This is a genomic window from Shewanella pealeana ATCC 700345, from assembly GCF_000018285.1.
GTDB lineage: Bacteria > Pseudomonadota > Gammaproteobacteria > Enterobacterales > Shewanellaceae > Shewanella > Shewanella pealeana.
On sequence record NC_009901.1, the window covers coordinates 3,519,838 to 3,543,435 of the forward strand.

Sequence of the window (23,598 nt, forward strand, 5' to 3'; positions counted from 1 at the left end):
CTTCCCTCACAAATTATTACAAAGATCGGATGGTATCGATTTGAGTTCCTGTCAAACCGAATCGACGCTGACGATTAGCAAAAATAGCAATCGCGTCTTTAAACGCATCCTCATCAAAATCCGGCCACAAGGTGTCAGTAAAGACTAACTCAGCATAAGCAGCTTGCCACAAGACAAAATTACTTATGCGATAGTCACCACCGGTACGGATCATTAAATCAACTTCGGCTTGATTTTGCATGCACAAATGCTCACTTAAGGCCTCTTCGGTAAACTGAGTGCTGCTCATTTCGCCAGATTCAACCTTCGCAGCCAATTTTTGTGCCGCTTGCATAATGTCCCAACGGCCACCATAGTTGGCTGCCACGTTAAGCACTAAATCTTTATTGTCGGCCGTTTTCTCTTCTGCCGCAGCAATTTGCTTTTGCAAACGCGGAGAAAATCGACTGATATCACCGATAATATTGAGGCGAACCCCATTGTTGTGCAGCAACTTAAGTTCACGCTGCAACACGGTAAAAAATAGTTCCATTAACAAACTGACTTCTTTGTCAGGTCTGCGCCAGTTTTCGCTAGAAAACGCAAACAAAGTTAATGATTCAACCCCTAAATTACGGGCCGTACTTACTGCTCGTCTAACAGCCTTCACACCAGCTTTATGGCCAATAACTCGAGGCTTTCCCTGAGCCTGTGCCCAACGCCCGTTACCATCCATGATGATAGCAACATGTTTAGGGATCGACTGTTTTACCAAGGCGGATATTTCGCTTGGTAAGGTCTGTGTCACTTCAGTGTCAGACTGGGAATCGATTGACATCTATTACAACCCTTAAAAATAGACAAACGCCGTGTAGTATACCTCTACACGGCGTCTTAACTCTAGGGCATGTTGACTATTCGAGTTCAATTTTTACTCAAGCTCAGCGCTTTTATTACAAGGCGTGAGCTATGAAGCTTAATAAGCTAGGCGAAAAGTTTGCTATCTCTCACTAAAAAAGCAAGAAACACTCAAAAGCGTATTAAAAACCAACTCAAACGGTGAACACCCCTTTAACTGAAGAGCTCTATTTAGAACTCCATCAGTTCCTTTTCTTTAGCAGCCAGAATTTCATCAATCAGCTTGATGTGAGCATCAGTTAACTTCTGCACGTCATCTTCACTGCGACGAACATCATCTTCTGTACACTCTTTCTCTTTCTCTAACTCTTTTACATTTGAGTTAGCGTCACGACGTACGTTACGAATCGCAATACGGCCGTTCTCGGCTTCAGCGCGAACAACCTTAATAAGATCTTTACGACGCTCTTCAGTCAATGCAGGTAATGGAATGCGAATTGTCGCCCCCGCTGACATTGGGTTCAGACCAAGATCTGAACTCATGATTGCTTTTTCAACAGCTGCAATCATAGTACGGTCGAATACTGATACAGTTAATGTACGCGCATCGCCAATAGATACACTTGCAACTTGCTTAAGCGGAGTGAGCGAACCGTAGTAAGGTACTTGGATGGTATCCAATAAGCTTGGATGTGCACGGCCGGTACGAACTTTAGCCATTTGAGTTTTTGTCGACTCAACACACTTGTCCATGCGAGTTTGCGCATCGCTTTTAATTTCGTTTATCACGTTATATGTCCTTTTAAGTCACTAAATATAGCTTAAACAGCTTTAATCATTGTGCCTTCTTGCTCGCCCATGATAACGCGGCGCAGTGCACCAGGTTTATTCATGTTAAAAACGAGCAATGGCATATTATGGTCTCTGGCCATAGTGAATGCAGCCAAATCCATTACTTTCAATTCTTTTTCGAGTACTTCATTGTACCCCATAACATCATACTTGACGGCTTCTGGATTTTTAACTGGATCATCTGAATAAACGCCGTCAACTTTGGTGCCTTTAATCACTACTTCTGCTTCAATCTCGATACCGCGTAAACACGCAGCAGAGTCAGTCGTACAGAATGGGTTACCTGTACCAGCAGCAAAAATAACAACACGGCCTGATTTAAGCAAACTAATTGCTTCAGCCCAGTTATAGTCATCACACACGCCTTTAAGCGGAATAGCTGACATTAAACGTGCATTTACATATGCACGGTGCAACGAATCACGCATTGCTAAGCCGTTCATCACTGTTGCCAACATGCCCATGTGATCGCCCACTACACGGTTCATACCCGCGTTCGCTAGACCTTCGCCACGGAACAAGTTACCACCGCCAATGACAACACCCACTTGAATACCTAGCTCAACTAGCTCTTTGATCTCCTGCCCCATACGATCAAGCACTTTAGGATCAATGCCGAAGCCTTCTTCACCCATTAGGGCTTCACCACTTAGTTTTAAAAGAACACGACGAAAAGCAGGTTTAGGATTGGTACTCATATTTATTAGTCCTGATTATGGCGATAGGGGATCTACACTGGAATAGTTTTACCGAATGTTACTTAACAAGACAAAAACTATTCGAGTATATACGATAAGACCGCAGCAATTGCTACGGTCTTATGTTTGCTAAATAAGGAGATTAAGCCTTAGTAGTAGCAGCGATTTGTGCAGCTACTTCAGCAGCAAAATCTTCTTCTTTTCTTTCGATGCCTTCACCAACTTCTAAACGAATGAAGTTAGTTACTGAAGCGCCTTTCTCTTTAAGAATTTCGCCAACAGTTTTCTTTGGTTCCATGATGAAAGCTTGACCAGTAAGAGAAACCTCACCAGTGAACTTCTTCATACGACCGATAACCATCTTCTCAGCGATTTCAGCAGGCTTGCCTTCGTTCATAGCGATTTCGATTTGAAGAGCTTTTTCTTTCTCAACAACTTCCGCAGGAACATCTGAAGGGTTAACGTATTCAGGCTTAGAAGCAGCAACGTGCATAGCAACGTGCTTTAGAGTCTCTTCATCAGCAACACCGGCAACAACAACACCGATACGCTCGCCGTGACGGTATTCAGCTAGGTTTGCACCATCGATGTACTCAACACGACGTACGTTGATGTTTTCACCGATTTTAGCAACTAGAGCAACACGAGTTTCTTCAAACTGCTCTTTTAGTGCTTCGATAGTTACTTTAGATGCTGCAGCAACATCTAGTACTTCGTTAGCAAATGCTAGGAAGTTAGAATCTTTTGCAACGAAGTCAGTTTGACAGTTAACTTCTAGTAGAGCAGCGTAACCTTCGCCTTGCTTGATAAGGATAGTACCTTCAGCAGCGATGTTACCCGCTTTTTTAGCAGCCTTAGCAGCACCGCTCTTACGCATGTTATCAATTGCTAACTCGATGTCACCGTTAGTTTCAGTCAGTGCTTTTTTACAGTCCATCATGCCAGCGCCAGTGCGGTCACGAAGTTCTTTAACTTGGGCAGCAGTAATTGCCATTGCTAAATCCTCTACAGATAATTTTTCAAATTCAATAGATAAGAAACAGGGGCCAATCATATTTAATGAAAGAGCCCCTGTTCACCAATCATGTATCTTGGTTAATAAGGGTGATGAAAATTCATCGACCGTTATTATTCAGCTTCTACGAAACCGTCTTGCTCAGCTTGAACAGCTAGGTCTTGACCACGGCCAGCTTTCGCAGCAGCAGCAACAGACTGAGTGTATAGACGGATAGAACGCATAGCATCATCATTACCAGGAATGATGTAGTTGATACCGTCTGGAGAAGAGTTTGTATCAACAACAGCAACAACAGGAATACCTAAGTTGTTAGCTTCTTTAATAGCGATATGCTCGTGGTCAGCACCGATAACGAAAATTACGTCTGGTAGGCCAGCCATGTTCTTGATACCACCTAGAGACTTCTCTAGCTTATCAAGTTCACGAGTACGCATTAGCGCTTCTTTCTTAGTCAGCTTGTCGAAAGTACCGTCTACAGACTGGCTTTCAAGGTCTTTAAGACGCTTGATTGATTGACGAACTGTTTTCCAGTTAGTCAACATACCACCTAACCAACGGTGATCAACATAGTACTGGTCACAAGAAACAGCAGCTTCTTTGATAGCTTCGCTTGCAGCACGCTTAGTACCAACAAAAAGAACTTTACCTTTCTTAGATGCAACGTTGCTGATGAAAGCAAGTGCTTCGTTGAACATTGGTACAGTGTGCTCTAGGTTGATGATGTGTACACCGTTACGAGCGCCGAAGATGAATGGCTTCATCTTTGGGTTCCAGTAACGTGTCTGGTGACCGAAGTGAACACCGGCTTGTAGCATGTCGCGCATTGAAACTGTAGTCATTTTATTTACCTTAAATAAATTAGGGGTTAGACCTCCACATATCCCATATCTTCGACCCAATAAGGGCACCCCGAAGAACGTGTCGATATGTGTGTGATTTAGTATTTATCAATAGCCATGTATAATGGCCGCCATCTTAACTCGGGCGAACCACCTTGAGGTGGGATCGACAAGAGTCAAACATAACGGCGCGCTTTATACCATAATTTGAAAAAAAGCACAAATATTTACGTCGTTTTTTGGACAAAATCGTTATATCGAAACACGACTAATTTTAGACATTGAAAGACATTAAGAGACATTAGAAATGAGTATAGTAATTAAGACTGCTGAAGAGATTGAAAAGATGCGTGCCGCGGGTAAGCTGGCCGCTCAAGTGCTCGAGATGATCGCCCCGCACGTAAAAGCAGGCGTAACCACAAACGAGCTTAACGATATTTGTGCCAAATATACCGAAGAGCAGGACGCGATTTCAGCTCCACTTGATTATCATGGTTTCCCGAAATCTATTTGTACTTCAATCAACAATGTGATCTGTCATGGTATTCCAAGCGATCGTCCTCTCGTTGATGGCGATATCGTCAATATCGATATCACGGTAATCAAAGATGGTTACCACGGTGACACTTCAAAAATGTTCCTTATTGGCGATGTAAACCCAAAGAACGTCCGTCTTTGCCGCATCGCCCAAGAAGCACTTTACACCAGCATTAAAAAAGTAAAGCCTGGCATGAAACTCGGTGAGATCGGTACCTTGATTGAAAAATTCATCAAGTCGAAGAAGACCGGCCTTGAGAAGTACAGCATTGTTACCGATTACTGCGGCCATGGTATTGGTGCTGGCTTCCATGAAGAGCCACAAGTTATGCACTATAAAAATAATGACAAAACCGTACTTAAAGCTGGCATGTGTTTTACTATCGAGCCGATGATCAATGCCGGTCGTCACACTAGTGTTTTAGATAAGAAAGACAACTGGACGGTTACCACTTCTGACGGTAAAAATTCAGCTCAGTGGGAACACACGCTTTTGGTCACTCAGACTGGCGTAGAAGTGTTAACCTTAAGAGAAGAAGAAAAAGAGCTACCAAGAGTGATTAACCACTAATTTTCGTTACCTCTTTGTAGGCTAAGTTTAGAAAGGCGTGATGATTCACGCCTTTTTTGTATCTATATATCCTTTAAAAGAGATTAATCTCCATGCAATTTTCTGCACCAAAATAAAGCAAGTGACTCGATTAATGCCCAGCTAAATATTAATCATGATAAAGCCCTTTAAATTCGTGGTTTTTGCATAGATAATCGTTGCCAACGGATCCGTTCTCGAAGAAGAGATTTGATGAATAGTGCTCAATCTGCCAAAAACGCTTTAATCGACTTAAACAAAACGATACTGGAAAGCTTTAACGCAAAATCAGATATTCGCTCGATAGTGAGTACTCGCTGTCAACATGTCGATAAGCTACTTCAGCAGCAATGGAGTGCGCACAATCTACAACAATACCCCATAGCTCTGGTTGCCGTAGGCGGCTATGGACGAGGAGAGCTACATCCTCAATCCGATGTGGATCTACTGTTTTTGACAGAAGGCGAGTTATCTCATGACGCCGAACAGGCATTAAGTGCCTTCATCGCCTTTATTTGGGATGCGGGGCTAGAGGTAGGCCATAGCGTTCGCAGTATTGAAGAAACGTTAGAACAAGGCCGCGCCGATATCACTGTTGCGACCAATCTACTCGAGTCGCGCCTTTTATGCGGCCCTCAAGCCCTATTCACCCTACTCTATCGCAATATTCGGCAAGATAATTTTTGGCCAAGTAGTGATTTTTATGTTGCCAAAAAAAATGAGCAAATGGCCCGACATAACCGAGCCAATGCATTTGACTTAGAACCGAATTTAAAAAGTTGCCCTGGCGGCCTTAGAGATATTCAGACTGTCGCTTGGGTCGCCATGCGTCACTTCAATGCTGAAAAGTTTGAAGAGTTGGTTTACCACGGCTTTTTAGACCCTATCGAACTCGATGAACTGCTAGAGGCGCAAGACTTTTTATGGCAACTGCGCTGTTCACTGCATTTAGTTTCAGGACGGGACGAAAACCGGCTATTGTTTGATCTACAGCCTCAAGTCGCCAAGTTGATGGGCTATGAAGATGGTACCCAATTGGCAGTTGAACAGATGATGAAGAACTATTACCGCACCGTAAGGCGCGTAATGGAGCTCAATCAGATGCTGCTTCAGCTGTTCAAACGCGCCACTTTAGGTCATATCAAAGCGCTCGAAGTTGTACCAATCGATGATAATTTCCAACGACGTGGAAAATTCATAGAAAGCCTAAGCAGTGAACTGTTTGATAACCCTGAAAACATCTTAAACCTGTTTCTGTGTGTGGCTAAGAACTCAAACATTCAAGCTATCTATGCAGTCACATTACGCAGTTTGCGCCGCGCACGACGTGCCCAGCCTCAGGCACTAATGTATCACGACTCTTGCCGTCAGTTGTTTATGCAGATCCTGCGTCACCCTCGCGGTATCGTGGCACTTTCTCTTATGCATAAACACGGCGTACTGTCGGCATACCTCCCGGCTTGGCGTGCGATCGAAGGTCAGATGCAATTTGACCTATTCCATGCCTATACCGTTGACGAGCATACCCATAGATTACTACTGAACATCGAAAGTTTTTCTCAGCCGGATCAGAAAGAAGAGTTTCCTCTAGGTTCAGTACTGATAAACCAATTGCCTAAGAAAGGCTTATTGGTACTGGCAGCAATTTTTCACGACATTGCCAAAGGTCGCGGTGGCGATCACAGCAAGCTTGGTGCAACTGATGCGCTTGATTTTTGCAAGTTACATGGAATGAACGATCATGATGGTCGCTTAGTCAGCTGGTTAGTTGAAAATCACCTAGTGATGTCTGTTACTGCCCAGCGCCGTGATATTTCCGATCCCGATGTGGTTGCAGATTTTGCTGAACGTGTACGCGATGCGGTGCATTTAAGTTACCTATATTGTTTAACCGTGGCAGATATCTGTGCCACCAACGAGCGAACCTGGAACAGCTGGAAAGGTTCACTACTACGTGATCTTTATTTTTCAACTCAGAGAGTCCTCTCTCGAGGCAAAGAAAAGCCAGTCGATATCCGCGCTCGGGTGCGTGAACACCAGGCTAAAGCGAAGAAAGAGTTACTGCGACGCGGCATCAAAGAGAAAGATCTAGACGCGTTATGGCAACGTTTTAAAGCCGATTATTTTCTGCGTAGCCAACCTAATCAGATTGCTTGGCATGCAGAAGCCATCATCAAGCATAAGCAAAATGAAACCTTAGTTCTGATCTCTAAACATGTGACGCGCGGCGGTACTGAGCTGTTTGTCTATGGCAAAGATAAACCCAAGCTATTTGCCACCGTGATGGCAATATTAGATAATAAAAATATTACGGTTCATGACGCTAGTATCATGACTTCCAAAGACAACTATGCACTAGACTCTTTTGTTATTTTGGAACAAGATGGCGAGCCAGTATCGCAACTGTCTCGGATCCAAGGGATCAAGAAGACGTTAATAAAAGCTTTAAGTAATGAAACGCCTAAGTTGCCAAAATTTAGAAATCTTTCAAGAAAGATGAAACCTTTTAAAGTTGCAACCCAAGTGAGTTTCCCTACAACCCGTAGCCATGGTAAAAGTATGATGGAGCTCATTGCTCTCGACTCCCCAGGGTTACTAGCCAGAGTCGGTGAAGTATTTTATCGCTGTGAAGTGACGTTACTCGCGGCAAAAATCACCACCATTGGTGAAAGAGCTGAAGATTTCTTTTTGTTGCAAAGCGCCGATGGCCAGCAACTAAATGACACGCAACAAAACACATTACGTGAAGCACTTATGAGTGCTTTATAGATTTATCATTAAACAAAATATGGGAGAAGTTAATGGAGGCTTTACGCCAACGAATTGAGGCGGCTTTTGAAGCGCGCGCAGAGATAACTCCGGCAACAGTTGAGCCAAGTGTTCGCGCTGATGTTGAAAAAGCGATTGCCATGTTAGACACTGGCGAAGCGAGAGTTGCTGAAAAAATTAATGGCGAATGGCATGTTCACCAGTGGCTGAAAAAAGCGGTACTACTTTCATTCCGCATTTTCGACAACGGCGTAATTGAAGGCGCAGAAACCAAATACTTCGACAAAGTACCAATGAAGTTTGCTGATTACGACGAAGCGCGTTTCCGTAAAGAAGCTATTCGTGTTGTACCACCAGCAGCGGTACGTAAGGGCTCATTTATTGGCAAGAACACAGTGCTAATGCCATCTTACGTTAACCTTGGTGCTTTTGTTGATGAAGGCACTATGGTTGATACTTGGGCGACTGTTGGCTCTTGTGCTCAAATTGGTAAGAATGTTCACTTATCTGGCGGTGTCGGGATCGGTGGCGTTTTAGAGCCTCTACAAGCCGGCCCTACCATTATTGAAGATAACTGTTTCATCGGTGCACGCTCTGAAATCGTTGAAGGCGTTATCGTTGAAGAAGGCAGCGTTATCTCTATGGGCGTATATATCGGCCAAAGCACACGCATTTTTGACCGTGAAACAGGCGAAGTTCATTATGGCCGTGTTCCAGCAGGTTCTGTCGTTGTGGCCGGTAACCTACCCTCTAAGTGTGGTACTTACAGCCTATACGCCGCCATTATCGTTAAGAAAGTTGATGCAAAAACCCGCGGCAAAGTGGGTATTAACGAGCTATTACGTATCGTAGACTAAGCGCTTATAGCTAACCGCTAAGTTGACTCAAAAATCCCGCCTTAGGCGGGATTTTTCTTATTCTTTCACAATTGACACACTTTGACATCTACAGACACACTCTGTGCTCTGTTCAACATTTTGATACAACTCTCCCCCCCTTATTTAGGTGAACATAGGACATTAAGCTTTACTCAAGAGTGAACCCCAATGAGAGTGAAGGAGCAAGACATGATTAAAACGTACGTTTTAGCAGGAGCCGCGCTAGCAATGTCATTTGGCGCTTCGGCAGCTATGTCATCTCAATTAGAAAACACACTAATCGCCGTTTGTAAGGCTGGAGCGAGTAACAGTGTTTTCCAATTTAATAGGACGATGAAAGATTATCGTATCAATAAACGCAGAGTGTTTCCCCGCTTAGTCTGTAATGGTGAGAGTTTCTATAACTTCACGGTAAGTGCAGGGGCCGACAAGACGGCTAAAAAAATTGCCCCATATAACCGAGGAACAGTGACGATTAAAGATATCGCGATGACAGAATATGATGCCGAGGTTTATGCAGTCAATTATGAATAAGTGATTTATGGCATGTAAAGCAGTAAAAGAGGCTGACGCCTCTTTTCTTTTGTCTAAAACTTATCAATTACATGGGCTATGAAGGCTAGCTAGGGCTAGCGAATATAACCCAATAAATAGCAGTGTTAAGCAGCAAGTTCGGTATCTATCAGCAGATTCCAACACGGTAGCCAAGCTAGGGCCTCGACTTCAGGCTCCATTGTTTCACCCGCGTCTATTTTTAAAAACTCTCCTAGCTGTTTCGCCCCTAACTCTTCAAATAGACCTAAGAGTTGCTCTGCCGCACCGCAGTAGGTTTCATAGCTAGAATCCCCTAACCCAATCAATCCAAACTTAAGCTTAGGTAGATAAGGAGCCTTCGATTTCATCTCGTTAAACCAAGGCTGAATATCATCCGGAAGATCACCTTGGCCGGTTGTGGAGCAGATGATTAAGAGCAGCTCGTCTTCAGGTGGTACAAAACCGACAAGTTGCTCTGGTTGGTAAAGACAAGTCTCTCGGCCTAACTCAAGCAAAGCCTGCTCAAGCATCTCTGCAACGTATTGAGCGCCACCATAAACTGTCCCAAAAACTAGATTCACTTTTTTCATGTTTTACTTCGCCTAAAAGCCTTTTAGTTATATCCTTACCATACTGTACTGATAAACGTTGCGGCAAGCGTTGTCGCAATCAAGAAGTGAATGCTAACAGGGATCCACCTCAATGAGACACTCTTGCAGACAAAGACACCGTAAACATCTTCAGCGCAGCGCCCACGTTCGCAGGATGTGCTATTTCCATACGGTGCAGTGCTTCAAATTAAGTATGACCCCGATTAGTAACCTTGAACTCGACTCCAGCAAAGATAACACTCAACAGAAATCATAGTTCCAATAGAAAATATAGTGCTATTTCACTAGGTTTTTAGCTATAACTGCTAAGCCGATTACTGATTGCGACTATCAGGCTATAATAATCGGCTGAGCGTCCAGGGATAGTGTCTCCTCATGCCAACCTAGACCTTCAAACAAACTTAACCACTCCGCCTCAAGCTCGGTCTCTACGCTCATGCGCTCACCGCTCCTAGGGTGATTAAAGCTCAGTTTCTTGGCGATTAGCCACAATCTATTGATGCCAAAATGAGAACGGAAGAACTTATTCTGTTTACCGTCGCCATGAGTAGTATCACCCAGAATAGGGTGGCGTAAATGTGCCATATGACGTCTTAATTGATGCTTACGACCAGTGTGAGGAGAAAGTTGAACTAAAGCGTAACGACTGGTTGCATAACGACCCGAAGAGAAAGGGATCTCACTGTTCAATAATGGCTTATAGCTAGTTACTGCATCTTGCGCAGCCTTGTTAGGATCCACATCTTTATCGCCTAGCTCATCAAGCTCCTCTTTGAGGGCATAGTCTAGCGTACCCGCCTCATGCATGTTGCCACGAACAATCGCTAGATACTCCTTATCGACCGTATGAGCAGCAAACTGCTCACACAGGACATTAGCCATTTCACTGCTTTTGGCAAACAACAAAATACCTGACGTCGGTCTATCTAGCCTATGCACCGGGAATACGTGACAACCAACTAGATCTCGAGTCAGTTGCATAGCAAAGAATCGCTCACGTCTGGCAAGATAACTGCGGTGCACCAACAAGCCTGCAGGCTTGTGGATCACCACAATATCATCATCTTCAAATAGCACTTCGATATGCGGCGCTATCTCTTGTTCTTCATCTTGACATAAGTCTTGTTCGAGTAGGCTCTCATCAAGTTGTTCACTTTGAGAGGGATTTTTAGTGTTATCACTCATTGTATATATCTCTTGTAATACCGTTATGGTGCATGACTCAACAATGCATCTAGCTCAGTGAGCAGCTGAATGACTCGCTTATACTCAATGTTAGCGGCCCAAACATGTTCCGCCATTGGTGCTATCGATATCGCTGTCGGTAGCGGCATTTGATTGTCTATCAAGTAATGCATTTTCGGTAAGAATATAAACTGTAACCATTGCTCAAATGGCATCACATCGCACGCAAATGGCGTAGTGCTAGCCAACGCTTGCTCTGTTGGTGCAACTGTACTTAACAAGCCTTGTTTCGCCAACTCGGTTTCTAAAGCTAATAGCTTTTCCCTTGCATTTACAGTTCTCAATTCGCCCCTCTCACTGTCATCAATTTAATCTTTTCACCGCTGGAAAATTCGCGCGAGATGATACCATCTAGACTGACTTATCCCTATAATATGCGCTAATTAACCTACACTCGATAACGATATGACTCAAATAACAACTCTCAGCGATTTTTTAAAAACGGCTAATACTCAATTCCAAGTTTACGACATGGGCCGTCGAGTACAACATATCGATATGATGGCGTTTCATCAGATAGAAGAGCTACACTGCCCTTACCCTGCACCTATCCAAGGACACGCGCAGTTTGCCATTGTGTTCTGGGATGCCAGCCAGCAACACTATATTTGGTTTATTAAACTTCCTCTCGATGAGCGTGGATTATTGTCTCCTGCACCACGAACACAATTCATCAAAATGATTGTTGAAGCCCTAGGTCGTGATCCGACTCAGCCTCTAACCGAGCAGCAGCAAGAGCAATTAGCTAATCATCCATTTAATTTTAAACCGAGCCAAGAGAAACTGGCTGTCTTTAACGCCTTAGTCCGCAAGCAACTAGGCCAAAAAGCATCGCCACAGTATGAGTTTGCTTATCAATACCTGTCAGGGCAACATCCGAGTGAAAACTGGCAAAATATCGGCCTACAAGGCATTGCTGATGTGTGCATCAGAGCCAACGAGCTTGACCACCAAGCCCAGCTGACAAACGGCTTTGATAATTGGGCTATAGAGGTTCAAGTTGCGGTGTGCCAATGTTTAGAGCACTTAAATATTGATGAAACACTGGCGATGAAAATATTGAATAAGTTCGATAGTGCTGAAGATAGCGATAAGGCCTATTTTCTGCGTGCTTTAGCGTCCCGCCCTGAACTTAGTCAACAAGCAATTGCGAGCTTAAATAACGCTAACGCTTTATCCGCCGAGATGCTCATTACTATTGCAGCACGTAACTGGTCGGCATTAAAAGATGAGCAAACTCTCACTATCTACTTAGAAGCCTTAGCAAAACAGCAACAACACTTCTTTAACCAGATTTTTGCTGATATTGTGGCTATTCCATTAATTCGCACTCAGCTACTCGCTCAACTACGTAATCCAAATCGTAGCACAGAGCTTGCAACTGCAATCGGCGGTTTGTTCAAGGTAACGAAAGGATGATGACAGATTTTTTGATTATTGCCGCAGTGATCATGGTTGCTGCATTTTTTTGGCAATTGAGGCAAATGGCTGAAATAAGCCGTGTTTTTACTAATAAAGAGTGCCAAAAACAAAAAGTTCAGCTGCTCGCGATTGCACAAGAATCCGCAAAACCTAGCCTTGGCGGCAGCAGTGGATTGACCTGGAAAGTTAAATATCTATTTGAATTTAGCACCGATGGTATCAATCAGTATCGTGGTAACTTATGGATGCACGGTAAAAAGATACAAAAAATACAGTGGCCAATATTCCCTGAGCCAGAGTGGAGTGAAGCGCCAGAGGCGAAGGGGTCGTTAGGTGGTGGATGTGGCGGACGCTCTCGAGGTGGTTGTAATTCAGGCCGTTGTAAATAAATATCCGCAACACCAGCCCTGAATGAAGTAAAGGCACGGCCCCAGAGGAGACGTGCCTTTTCTATTTTTGTGTAAGCTCATCCAGCTATATGAGTGCTCCCTGCACCATCCATGCGTAACTTTGCTCCTGCATCATCCATGAACCTTACTCTTCCTTGTACCTTACGATACATGTCCATTTGTTCTCGGTATTCCATTTACCAAGCTTGCTCTATCCTGAGCGTGCCCAACATCTTCCTTGAGAATCCATTCAGATACCTTCCGTAGCATTCCACCTTCCTAGGTAGTAAACCTTCCATCCTGGAGTGTTTAGCCGCCCTTGGTCGTATCCTTAGATGTCGTTCCTTCAACACCAGATTATCCTGAACCTTTGAGATAACCAGCTTCCTTGCACATATAAATAATAATTCAAAAGTTAACTAAAAATACGGGGTTAAACATTTATTTAACATGCCAGTTATCAAGCGTCACGATTGCACTACTTGTTAATTAACTGTATTTAATGAGTTTATTGATAAATCCCTAGACTTAACAACCATAAGTAGGACTCATTTCTTACGAAGCTGTAAGAGATCTCTCACATCAAAGTAACTAATAGTCCTAATCAGCATTGGAAAAAGAAAGGGCGTACCATTCGGTACGCCCTAGCACTACTTTATTTTAGCTTTCCCGCTATAAACGTGCATTCCCTGCATCATCCTTGGTTAACTTGCTTCCAGCATCTTCCTTGTAAATCCATTTATATCCTTGTACTTACGTACCGAATCCTTTCATTAGCTTATCCTAAGCTAAATTCCTCTTCCTGAGGTTGTCCTTGTTGCATCCTGCAAAACCATTATGTTCAACTAAAAAAGCTTGATAAGCATAAGTTTAGGCAAAAATAATTGGTTTCATTACTAAACAACTAGAAAGAGCTAAGTGCTATCCTTAGTACTCGTCACTTTCTGATGATAAGTTTACTCATAAACCTAAGATTTTTCTTACCGAACATTAAAGACACATGTGCACAACAAACAACCAACAAGACGAGCTTTGCATAACATATTGATTTTTAGATATTTAAAACCCAGAGCCAACTATTATCTTCATGTTCCCCAATTTATCTCCCACAGCAAGGTGAGAGATCTCGCACATAATCACTGTCTCAAAGCGAATAATCAGTACTTTCTATGAGTTAGCGCTCTATACAACATTACCCAATCCGCCATAAAGCTATACAAAGGGTATTTGAAAGTCGCTGGCCTATTTTGCTCAAAAACAAAGTGCCCGATCCAAGCAAAGCCATAACCTATTACGGGTAACAGCAATAACATGCCCCATTGCGAATTTAACACACAATAAACTAGTGTTAGGATCACCAAGCAACTTCCAATGTAGTGAAGTATTCGGCATGTCTTATCTTGGTGTTGCGAAAGATAAAAAGGATAAAACTCAGCAAATGAGGAGTAAGGTTTATTCATTCACCAGTCCTCTATAGAACAGTAGCTCTCCGCTTACTTTACCTATGGTAAGGGGCTCTATCATTTCAAAACCATGGTGTGTAAATAGTTTGATATGAGCGGAATGGTTGGCAAATACTCCGATGCCATCAAGATGAGGCTGTTCATCACACCAACTCAGTACGGCGTTCACCAGTAGTCCACCATAGCCCTTACCTTGCTCATTATTGGCAATCGCGATAAATTGCAAAATACCGCACTGCTTGCTGGGCAAGTTTTCGATTATTTGGTTTTCTTTATTAATCAGGGCTTGAGTTGATTGCCAGCCTGCACTTAACAGCATTTTTAGCCGCCAGTGCCAATAACGAGCCTCACCTAAGGGCACTTGTTGAGTCACGATACAGGCTACCCCCACCAATCGCGCCCCTGCGAACATACCAATAAGCGCTTGCTCTTGTTGCCACAATTCATTCAATTCTTCTCTAATAGCGCCACGCAATTTTTGTTCATATTGTGTTTGGTCACCGGTAAAAAGCGCTTCAATAAAGAAAGGGTCATCATGGTAGGCGTTATATAGGATTGAGGCCGCAATGCGTAAATCTTCTGCAGTTAAATATACAGCGCGGCATTCTTCCATGGCTTGGTTTTCCATTGCAAATTCCTTGATCTAGATCACTCTCAACCAATGTATCAAGCTATTGAGAAAGTGCAATTAATAATCAATTAAAAGTGCTAATGCCTATAGTTTTGTAAATGAAAGCTATCAAGAATATTGCAGCCAATTCTGCTATTTCAACCATACTTATGTCAGCAGCAATAAAATTTTCAGGAATGAAGATGGATATGACGACACAAAACTTTGCCAATTTGTTTTTGCAGCTAGGGCTTGAAAATGATGATGCAGCAATAGAAACATTTATTAAGGATCATCATCTGCCCGATGCGATGCAGTTATATGAGGCACCATTTTGGAATGAAGCGCAAAAGCATTTCTTGGCTGAATCACTAGCACAAGATGCCCAATGGTCGGAAGTTATCGATCACTTGGACACCTTGCTAAGAAAGTAAGCTTATCTAGATCTTGCTATAAGCCATTTCCCCCCACCCCACTACGGTATTATTACTGATCACCACTGGCGTACATTCATCTTTTGTCGTTTTTCCATCACCATGGGTGCGTTGGGTACGATAGAAAAGCACATACACTTCTTTATTTTGCTGCACATAGGCTTCGTTAAAATCGGCGGTTCCCATTAGGGTCACAACTTGATCCTTAGACATACCCAAGGAGATTTTTGATAAGTTAGCACGATTTTTTTCCTGAACTTTTTCCCATGACCCATTATTATCCCAGCCAGATTCCCCATCACCGAGATTGACCACACAGCCTGTTAGCCCTAAGCTTGCAATCCCAAAAAACGCTAAACTTAATAATTTATTTTTCACTTTAATTCCCTGTATGAACATTGCTTTTAGTTTTATTTAAAAAGCAATTAACATGCCAAACATCAAGCGACTGTTTTTACTTACATTTATATTTAAGTAGACCTTAACAATTATGAGTCGGTTGACAAAAAGACTAACGAGTAAGGAATTTAACTAACCATGAGTCCATTAGAACAAGTACTCAGTGCTGCTAAGAAGATCAGTGATGAAGGTAGAACACCAAGCCTCGCACTCGTTAAAACCAAGCTCGGCACTAGCATTCCAATGCCAATACTGATCCAAGGATTACAGCAATTTAAATCCATGAGCGCCGACGATATTAAACAACTATCGGCAGATTGTTCCGTTCAAGCTGTAGAGGATGCTCCTAAACAGTCATTAATGGCGCAACAAGCCTATGCGATAACGAGGCTCGAGCAAGAACTTTCCGAGCTTAGAACTGAGTTTGGCTTGCTAAAACAGCAGCTAATCAAACTAGAAAAACAATGTAATAACAGCGAAGGATAGAAAACAGATGCATGTGGTTGAGTTAAGATTCGAATGCTTTGATAACACTACCATTAGCGCTGCTGAAAAAGCGATAAATGGCCTACTAGAAGCTTATCGTGCTAATGGCCAAGTTTTAGGACGCGAATTCGCCGTCGCTTTTAACGAAGGTGAGTTTAGAGTAAGGCTATTAATGCCTGAAAAGAGCAGCTTATCTAAGCGCTTCAATAGTCCTTGGGTTGAAACAGCATTAAGTGAGCTAACAGACGCTAAACTACTCGCACCACGGGAGAAATACATTGGCCAAGACATTAATTCAGAAGTGTCGAGTCTAGACACGCCAAGTTGGCAACTACTTTACACTAGCTACGTACATATGTGCTCACCACTGCGAAACGGCGACACTTTGCAGCCCATTCCTCTATATCAAATTCCGGCAACTGCCAATGGCGATCACAAGCGCATGATCCGCTGGCAAACTGAATGGCAGGCCTGTGATGAACTACAGATGGCCGCAGCCACAAAAGCTGAATTTGCAGCGCTTGAAGAGTTAACTAGCCATCAGAGCGATCTATTTAGACGTGGCTGGGATCTGCGCGGAAGAGTCGAATACTTAACTAAAATTCCGACTTATTACTATTTATATCGTGTAGGCGGCGAAAGCCTAGCGGTAGAAAAGCAGCGTCCCTGTCCAAAGTGTGGCAGTAAAGAGTGGTTACTCGATGAACCTTTATTAGATATGTTTCACTTTCGTTGTGACACTTGCCGTATCGTGTCTAATATCTCATGGGATCACTTATAACTTTCAGACTGGCATATAAACAATTATAAAAATGGCGCTTATATTTCAGCGCCATTTTTGTTTAACCCTAATATTTAAGCACCACTCCCCCATGACGAGAAGATACCTTCACATTTAAACTGGACTATTTGCCGCGTAAATTATTCCACATCAGCTTCATACGCTGCCAAATACCGGGATGGTCAAGCTCTGGCATAGACTCCTCTATCGGTTTTACTGGCGGCATGACTCTTGGTGTCAATAAACTAATAAACTCATCTAATGACTCAGCAAGTTTAGTGCTTTGAAGCTCACCTGGGATCTCAACCCAAACACTGCCATCGGCATTATTCACCGTTAGCATCTTATCTTCATCGTCTAACACACCGATAAACCAAGTTGGCTCCTGCTTAAGCTTTTTCTTCATCATCAAATGACCAATGATGTTCTGCTGCAGATACTCAAAATCGGTTTGATTCCACACCTGAATAAGCTCGCCACTTCCCCACTTGGAGTCAAAAAACAGCGGCGCAGAAAAATGGCGTCCATAAAATGTGTTTATCTCAGGACAAAGCGTCAACTCAAGCGCCGATTCGACGTTCTCAAACTGCCCAGGATTATCGCGAACAACCCCTTGCCAAAATACAGCTCCGTCGCTATCCATTTCGCCCACAACGCAGTCAGACTCTTGCTCTTGGGCATAATATCTTGGCTGTTCGCCGAGTTGATCAACGTAGGCTTGTTGATATTTAGATAAAAAAAGATCTAAAGCGGGTAAAGAAGACACTGAAGACAGTTCCAAATCAGTTATAATAGGGGTCTATTTTGACATGGAAACCGTATTGATGACACAACATCATGATCCCTATAGTAACGCCCCCGAACTTTCTGAATTAACATTAGGAAAGTCGACAGGTTATCAAGAGCAGTATGATGCATCTTTACTTCAAGGCGTGCCGCGTAAGTTAAACCGTGATGCAATAGGCCTCACTCAAGAGTTGCCATTTCATGGCTGTGATATCTGGACAGGCTACGAGCTCTCTTGGTTAAACGCTAAAGGCAAACCTATGGTTGCCATCGCCGAGTTCAGCCTAAGTTTTGACAGTAAAAACCTTATTGAGTCTAAGTCATTCAAGCTGTATTTAAACAGCTACAATCAGACACGATTCGAAAACGCACAAGCGGTACAGGAACGACTAGTCCAAGACTTAAGTGCCTGTGCTATGGGTGATGTTACCGTTAAGGTTATCGAGCCTAAACAGTTCAGCCACCAGCGCATTGTTGAGCTACCGGGTACTTGCATCGACGATCTTGATATTGAGGTTGATGACTATAGCTTCAACCCTGACTACTTAGTTGAAAGCGTCGATAATAAAGCGATTGTTGCAGAAACGCTGACATCTAACCTGCTTAAATCAAACTGCTTGATCACCTCGCAACCTGACTGGGGCACTGTGATGATCCGCTATCAAGGGCCAAAGATTGATCGTGAGAAGTTGCTGAGATACCTCATCTCATTCAGACAACATAACGAGTTTCACGAGCAATGTGTTGAGCGTATTTTTGTTGATCTCAAACGCTTCTGCCAATGTGCCAAGCTGACGGTTTATGCCCGTTATACTCGCCGTGGTGGTTTAGATATCAATCCATATCGTAGCGATTTTGAACACCCGGCTGAAAATCAACGTCTCGCCAGACAATAATCGAACTCCAAGCAAAGACCTGTAACGCCCTGCATTACAGGTCTTTTTTATTAAGTTCAAAGCTAAAACTAAGCCTGTGTTCGCCGTGTTATCGCTTGATTAAGCAAATCCCTTAACCAAATATTGGCACGGTTTTGCTGCAGTTTATGACTCCATACCATGTAATACTCGATAGGCTCTGCCGCAAAGGGCAGCTCAAATACCTGTAAGCCAAACAGCTGTGCATACTCATCGGTATAAGACTTAGACACAATAGCTAAGGCATCACTTTTAGAGGCCAAGGCCATCATACTTAAAATTGATGATTGTTCACTGTGCATCTTGCGAGCAGGCAAAACTTGCTTGGTTAAAAGATCTGCAACACTTAAGTTATCTCGGCGCATCTTAAAGATGATATGCTTTTCATTAAAATACTGCTCCTGCGTAATCGCACCACTTATACGCGGGTGGCCTTTTCTGGCCACACACACCAATTTATCCTGCATCACCTTCTGACTCTTGAAAGAGCTCGATTCCGGTAGCCAGATATCCAGTGCTAAATCCACTTTCTCAAGTTGCAGATCCATCTGCAGCTCCTCTTCGATTAATGGTGGTTCACGAAACACCAGATTAATCGACAACTCTTCAAGGAACTGCTCAACAATCCCCTGCAGCAACAAAATCGCAGACTCACTGGCATAAACATAGAAGGTGCGTTCACTACGCTTTGCATCAAAGAGCTCAAAGCTTGAAGCTACCTGCTCAATTTCAGATACGGGACTTGCAAGCTGCTGATACAAGTTCATCGCACTCGCCGTTGGCTTAACTCCCCTGCCTACGCGAATAAACAGCTCCTCCCCCACCGCGAGTTTAAGCCGCGTAATAGCGTTGCTCACCGACGATTGAGTCAAATCCAGCTCCTCGGCTGCGCGACTAAATGACGAGGTACGGTACACCGCAGTAAAGATACGAAATAGATTAAGATCGAACGACTTCTGCTGTGACATAAATTGTTTCGCTTACCGTTAATAACATCAGACTTAATATTCATATTATAAATATTAAAAGTAAAGTCTACGCTAATTATTAATCAAATGACCATGGTTATACTGGCTACATTCAATCGAAAGACGTCTTCTATCACAGAGTTAATCAGCTAGGATTAAGACGTAAAACTTTGAACTAAATCAATTTACTAAGGGGAACTCATGAAGCAGACTCTACTTACTCTCTCAATCTTGTCAGTTTTTTCATTTAACGCCGCAGCTGCCCAGCACGAACATGATCACATCACTGTGCACTATCAAGGTAAAGATGCCACCGAGCACACCATAGCGCATAACCAAGCTGTAGCGGATACCCTTAACTTTGCCGATACCCGCGCATTCGAGCAATCTTCTAAGAATCTCGTAGCCAAGTTTGATAAAGCTACTGCTGATATTTTACGGGCCGAATTTGCCTTCATCACCGACAAGACGCCGGACTCAGTTAACCCGTCGCTGTATCGCCAAGCCCAACTCAACATGGTACCCAACGGCTTATACAAGGTCAGCGATGGGATCTATCAGGTACGCGGTACCGATCTGTCGAACTTAACCCTTATTCGCAGTGACAATGGCTGGATTGCCTACGATGTTCTATTAACAAAAGAAGCTGCTAAAGCATCACTTGAGTTTGCTTTAAAGAATCTCCCAAAAGATGGCGACTTACCTGTAGTTGCCATGATTTACTCTCATAGCCACGCCGATCACTTCGGTGGCGCTCGCGGTATTCAAGAGATGTTCCCTAACGTAAAAGTCTATGGCTCAGACAACATCACTAAAGAGATTGTTGATGAAAACGTGCTGGCCGGCAACGCCATGAGCCGCCGCGCCGCCTATCAATATGGTGCCACTCTAGGTAAGCACGATCACGGTATTGTCGATGCGGCACTGGGTAAGGGCCTATCGAAAGGCGAGATCACCTATGTCGCTCCTGACTACACTTTAAACGGTGAAGGAAAGTGGGAAACCCTGACGATTGATGGTCTAGAGATGGTATTTATGGACGCATCGGGTACCGAAGCCGAGTCTGAGATGATCACCTATATACCCTCTAAGAAAGCACTTTGGACCGGTGAGCTTACCTATCAGGGGATGCACAATATCTACACCCTTCGCGGGGCAAAAGTGCGCGATGCTCTGAAATGGTCAAAGGACATTAACGAGATGATCAATGCCTTTGGTGATGATGTAGAGGTGCTGTTTGCTTCCCATTCGGCGCCAGTTTGGGGAAATCAAGATGTGAATGAGTTTCTGCGTCTACAGCGTGATAACTATGGCTTAGTGCATAATCAAACCTTGAGACTAGCTAACGATGGCGTAGGTATTCAGGATATAGGCGATGCAATTCAAGATACCATCCCAGAGTCTATCTATAAGACATGGCACACCAACGGTTACCATGGTACTTATAGCCATAATGCCAAGGCGGTTTACAACAAGTACCTGGGTTACTTCGACATGAACCCTGCCAACCTTAATCCGCTGCCAACTAAGCTAGAATCGGCTAAGTTTGTCGAGTATATGGGCGGCGCCGATGCAGCGGTTAAACGCGCGAAGAATGACTACGCACAAGGCGAATACCGCTTTGTGGCAACGGCATTAAACAAGGTGGTAATGGCCGACCCGCAAAATGATGAGGCTCGTCAACTGCTCGCCGATACTTATGAGCAGCTAGGCTATCAATCTGAAGGTGCTGGCTGGAGAAATATCTACCTAACCGGCGCACAAGAGCTCAGAGTGGGTATTCAAGCTGGCGCACCAAAAACTGCATCTGCAGATGTGATTAGCGAGATGGATATGCCGACGCTATTCGACTTCTTAGCGGTTAAAATTGATAGCCAGCTTGCTGCGAAACACGGCTTAGTGAAGATGAATATCATCACCCCAGATACTAAAGATATTCTCTATATCGAGCTAAGCAACGGTAATCTAAGTAACGCAGTGGTCGATAAAGAGCAAAAGGCCGATGCTAACCTTATGGTGAACAAGGCTGATGTGAATCGTATCTTACTAGGGCAAGTTACTCTCAAAGAGTTACTCGCTAACGGAGATGCAAAATTGACTGGTGATAAAGAAGCCTTTAATAAAATCGCCAGCAGTATGGTTGAGTTCAATCCAGACTTTGAAATTGTGCCTAAGCCAGTGAAGTAGGCTGCGCTAAGTATCAATTAAACACAAAACGGGGCGCATTTAGCGCCCCGTTTTAATAAACCTACCGATAATGGCATTAACGAAGACCGTGATTTCTCTGCGTCTGCGCATAAAAACTATAAGCTTGCTAACAAGCTTGGCAGGTTTACCAGCTTAGCTTCGATGCTTGCCTGCTGGCACTTGCCTACACTCACCGCAAAACGATAACTGTCATCCAGATGACCAAGCCAGCAATGCCAATCTTTCGCAGGTTTCATCAATTGTGACTGTGGATCATTTACTGCTTGTTTATCTTCACTCGCTTGTTGCAGCGAAAGACCGATATTCTGCTTACAGAGGACATGCTGAGTATCGAGTCTGGCTTTAGTTGTCGCTGCAATAAGATTAACGCTTTGGCTCACATCAAGCTCGAGTGAGGTTTCAATTGAAGGGGCAAAATCAAAGGCAAACGATTTAAGCGATAGGGCTAAGCCCAATCCCTTAGCTTTAATATAAGACTCTTTAAGCGCCCATAGATCGAAGAAACGCGTCCTTTGTAACTCTTGTGGTAGTGCTAAAAGAGCCGCCTTTTCAGGTTCAGAGAAGTAATTGCTAAGTATAGAATGGATATTAGTACTATCACGACAACGCTCAATATCTACGCCAAACTCAACAGCCTCCATACCATTAATGTTTTCACTTCTTGAATTGGGCAAACAAATACCAACCAATAACCAGTCACCACTGTGACTTAAATTAAAATGGATCCTAGTTTGCTTAAACTGAGCTTGATTTAATCTAGGTTTACCTTTGCCTCCATACTCGAAGCACCATTCATGTGGCAAAATATCGCTATGCTTAGATAATAAGGCACGCAGATAGCCTCTCACCATCAAGCCCTGCTCCTGCGCATCTTGCTTAATATAACGGTTAATTTTCGCCAGCTCGTCGGCAGGTAACCAAGATCTAATCTCTTCACTTGATTCACTATCTAGCGCCGATACCGATAAGGGACAAATGTATAAGGTAATGGAATAACGCTCTAACAAGGGATTCTCAAAAGCAAACTCATGATAAAGACTATTGTTACTTGTTTAGTTAAAAAATAATAGCTATCAAACTCATTGATTTCTATCATCACTAAGCCTATCTCAACTTGCTAAACAGGCCGAAACTAAACATTGCTGAAAATCTTTTACCACAAAAAACACCACGCAAGGCAACAATATCGCAAACACCACCAAGCAAGATTTAGATCACACTTTTTTATTCATCACTGATTTAACTACATAAAATACCGACTTAGCTTACAAGTGTTCACTCAATCTGGTCGTATCAGCAATTAATCAGTCCCAGGTGATTGTATTGCCGCA

Annotated in this window: 25 protein-coding genes; 11 read left to right on the plus strand and 14 right to left on the minus strand. The window is 43.4% G+C overall.

Annotated elements, in window-relative coordinates:
• Nucleotides 1-16 precede the first annotated feature (16 nt).
• The 5 genes from uppS to rpsB form a co-directional block, all read right to left on the minus strand.
• Complete coding sequence (uppS, locus tag SPEA_RS15215; protein WP_012156104.1) at nt 17-817, minus strand: polyprenyl diphosphate synthase; 801 nt, start codon at nt 815-817, stop codon at nt 17-19.
• A 251-nt stretch (nt 818-1,068) separates the two neighbouring features.
• Nucleotides 1,069-1,626, minus strand: a complete 558-nt coding sequence (frr, locus tag SPEA_RS15220; RefSeq protein ID WP_012156105.1) for a ribosome recycling factor — start codon at nt 1,624-1,626, stop codon at nt 1,069-1,071.
• A 32-nt stretch (nt 1,627-1,658) separates the two neighbouring features.
• The gene (gene pyrH, locus SPEA_RS15225) at nt 1,659-2,387 is read right to left on the minus strand and encodes a UMP kinase (RefSeq protein ID WP_012156106.1); all 729 of its coding nucleotides are present in this window, start codon (nt 2,385-2,387) and stop codon (nt 1,659-1,661) included.
• 142 nt (nt 2,388-2,529) lie between these two features.
• Complete coding sequence (gene tsf / locus SPEA_RS15230; protein WP_041411563.1) at nt 2,530-3,381, minus strand: translation elongation factor Ts; 852 nt, start codon at nt 3,379-3,381, stop codon at nt 2,530-2,532.
• A gap of 134 nt (nt 3,382-3,515) precedes the next feature.
• Complete coding sequence (rpsB, locus tag SPEA_RS15235) at nt 3,516-4,244, minus strand: 30S ribosomal protein S2 (protein ID WP_012156108.1); 729 nt, start codon at nt 4,242-4,244, stop codon at nt 3,516-3,518.
• 307 nt (nt 4,245-4,551) lie between these two features.
• On the opposite strand from rpsB, the gene map reads away from it, so the two are divergent.
• From map to SPEA_RS15255, 4 genes are all read left to right on the plus strand, one after another.
• A complete protein-coding gene (gene map, locus SPEA_RS15240) occupies nt 4,552-5,352 on the plus strand; it encodes a type I methionyl aminopeptidase (RefSeq protein WP_012156109.1) in 801 nt (266 codons plus the stop codon).
• A 231-nt stretch (nt 5,353-5,583) separates the two neighbouring features.
• Nucleotides 5,584-8,139, plus strand: a complete 2,556-nt coding sequence (glnD, locus tag SPEA_RS15245; RefSeq protein ID WP_012156110.1) for a bifunctional uridylyltransferase/uridylyl-removing protein GlnD — start codon at nt 5,584-5,586, stop codon at nt 8,137-8,139.
• Between the two features lie 32 nt (nt 8,140-8,171).
• The gene (dapD, locus tag SPEA_RS15250) at nt 8,172-8,996 is read left to right on the plus strand and encodes a 2,3,4,5-tetrahydropyridine-2,6-dicarboxylate N-succinyltransferase (RefSeq protein WP_012156111.1); all 825 of its coding nucleotides are present in this window, start codon (nt 8,172-8,174) and stop codon (nt 8,994-8,996) included.
• Nucleotides 8,997-9,206: 210 nt separating this feature from the next.
• The gene (locus SPEA_RS15255; RefSeq protein ID WP_012156112.1) at nt 9,207-9,551 is read left to right on the plus strand and encodes a DUF3718 domain-containing protein; all 345 of its coding nucleotides are present in this window, start codon (nt 9,207-9,209) and stop codon (nt 9,549-9,551) included.
• 125 nt (nt 9,552-9,676) lie between these two features.
• On the opposite strand, the gene SPEA_RS15260 is transcribed toward SPEA_RS15255, so the two are convergent.
• The 3 genes from SPEA_RS15260 to SPEA_RS15270 form a co-directional block, all read right to left on the minus strand.
• Nucleotides 9,677-10,141 (minus strand): flavodoxin, encoded by a 465-nt coding sequence (locus tag SPEA_RS15260; protein ID WP_012156113.1) that lies wholly within the window; start codon nt 10,139-10,141, stop codon nt 9,677-9,679.
• 351 nt (nt 10,142-10,492) lie between these two features.
• Complete coding sequence (gene truC, locus SPEA_RS15265; protein WP_012156114.1) at nt 10,493-11,347, minus strand: tRNA pseudouridine(65) synthase TruC; 855 nt, start codon at nt 11,345-11,347, stop codon at nt 10,493-10,495.
• A 23-nt stretch (nt 11,348-11,370) separates the two neighbouring features.
• Complete coding sequence (locus tag SPEA_RS15270; RefSeq protein WP_012156115.1) at nt 11,371-11,691, minus strand: YqcC family protein; 321 nt, start codon at nt 11,689-11,691, stop codon at nt 11,371-11,373.
• 121 nt (nt 11,692-11,812) lie between these two features.
• On the opposite strand from SPEA_RS15270, the gene SPEA_RS15275 reads away from it, so the two are divergent.
• Both SPEA_RS15275 and SPEA_RS15280 read left to right on the plus strand, forming a co-directional pair.
• Nucleotides 11,813-12,826, plus strand: a complete 1,014-nt coding sequence (locus SPEA_RS15275; RefSeq protein WP_012156116.1) for a DUF3549 family protein — start codon at nt 11,813-11,815, stop codon at nt 12,824-12,826.
• Nucleotides 12,823-13,218, plus strand: coding sequence for a DUF3301 domain-containing protein (locus SPEA_RS15280; protein WP_012156117.1), 396 nt, complete (start codon nt 12,823-12,825; stop codon nt 13,216-13,218). The genes SPEA_RS15275 and SPEA_RS15280 overlap by 4 nt, the downstream gene beginning before the upstream one ends.
• A gap of 1,157 nt (nt 13,219-14,375) precedes the next feature.
• Here SPEA_RS15280 and SPEA_RS15285 read toward each other — a convergent pair.
• Complete coding sequence (locus SPEA_RS15285) at nt 14,376-14,678, minus strand: Mpo1-like protein (protein ID WP_012156118.1); 303 nt, start codon at nt 14,676-14,678, stop codon at nt 14,376-14,378.
• The gene (locus tag SPEA_RS15290) at nt 14,671-15,309 is read right to left on the minus strand and encodes a GNAT family N-acetyltransferase (protein ID WP_012156119.1); all 639 of its coding nucleotides are present in this window, start codon (nt 15,307-15,309) and stop codon (nt 14,671-14,673) included. Before SPEA_RS15290 ends, SPEA_RS15285 begins: the two co-directional genes overlap by 8 nt.
• A 185-nt stretch (nt 15,310-15,494) precedes the next feature.
• On the opposite strand from SPEA_RS15290, the gene SPEA_RS15295 reads away from it, so the two are divergent.
• The gene (locus tag SPEA_RS15295) at nt 15,495-15,725 is read left to right on the plus strand and encodes a DUF2789 domain-containing protein (protein WP_012156120.1); all 231 of its coding nucleotides are present in this window, start codon (nt 15,495-15,497) and stop codon (nt 15,723-15,725) included.
• 6 nt (nt 15,726-15,731) lie between these two features.
• On the opposite strand, the gene SPEA_RS15300 is transcribed toward SPEA_RS15295, so the two are convergent.
• Nucleotides 15,732-16,124: a DUF3192 domain-containing protein gene (locus tag SPEA_RS15300; protein WP_041411021.1), complete on the minus strand. Its 393-nt coding sequence runs from the start codon at nt 16,122-16,124 to the stop codon at nt 15,732-15,734.
• Nucleotides 16,125-16,262: 138 nt separating this feature from the next.
• Here SPEA_RS15300 and SPEA_RS15305 point away from each other — a divergent pair, with 138 nt between their 5' ends.
• Together SPEA_RS15305 and SPEA_RS15310 are read left to right on the plus strand one after the other, a co-directional pair.
• Nucleotides 16,263-16,610 (plus strand): hypothetical protein, encoded by a 348-nt coding sequence (locus tag SPEA_RS15305; RefSeq protein WP_012156122.1) that lies wholly within the window; start codon nt 16,263-16,265, stop codon nt 16,608-16,610.
• Between the two features lie 7 nt (nt 16,611-16,617).
• Nucleotides 16,618-17,391, plus strand: coding sequence for a Zn-ribbon-containing protein (locus SPEA_RS15310; RefSeq protein WP_012156123.1), 774 nt, complete (start codon nt 16,618-16,620; stop codon nt 17,389-17,391).
• Between the two features lie 124 nt (nt 17,392-17,515).
• On the opposite strand, the gene syd is transcribed toward SPEA_RS15310, so the two are convergent.
• Entirely contained in the window at nt 17,516-18,157 is a 642-nt protein-coding gene (syd, locus tag SPEA_RS15315; protein ID WP_012156124.1) for a SecY-interacting protein, read from the minus strand.
• 43 nt (nt 18,158-18,200) lie between these two features.
• On the opposite strand from syd, the gene queF reads away from it, so the two are divergent.
• The gene (queF, locus tag SPEA_RS15320; RefSeq protein ID WP_012156125.1) at nt 18,201-19,073 is read left to right on the plus strand and encodes an NADPH-dependent 7-cyano-7-deazaguanine reductase QueF; all 873 of its coding nucleotides are present in this window, start codon (nt 18,201-18,203) and stop codon (nt 19,071-19,073) included.
• A 68-nt stretch (nt 19,074-19,141) separates the two neighbouring features.
• Here the strand turns inward: queF and SPEA_RS15325 are convergent, their stop codons facing one another.
• Complete coding sequence (locus tag SPEA_RS15325) at nt 19,142-20,059, minus strand: LysR family transcriptional regulator (RefSeq protein ID WP_012156126.1); 918 nt, start codon at nt 20,057-20,059, stop codon at nt 19,142-19,144.
• Between the two features lie 201 nt (nt 20,060-20,260).
• Here SPEA_RS15325 and SPEA_RS15330 point away from each other — a divergent pair, with 201 nt between their 5' ends.
• On the plus strand, nt 20,261-22,246 hold the full coding sequence (locus tag SPEA_RS15330) for an alkyl/aryl-sulfatase (protein WP_012156127.1): 1,986 nt from the start codon (nt 20,261-20,263) through the stop codon (nt 22,244-22,246).
• 116 nt (nt 22,247-22,362) lie between these two features.
• Here the strand turns inward: SPEA_RS15330 and SPEA_RS15335 are convergent, their stop codons facing one another.
• Nucleotides 22,363-23,274 (minus strand): 4'-phosphopantetheinyl transferase family protein, encoded by a 912-nt coding sequence (locus tag SPEA_RS15335; RefSeq protein ID WP_012156128.1) that lies wholly within the window; start codon nt 23,272-23,274, stop codon nt 22,363-22,365.
• Nucleotides 23,275-23,598: the final 324 nt, after the last annotated feature.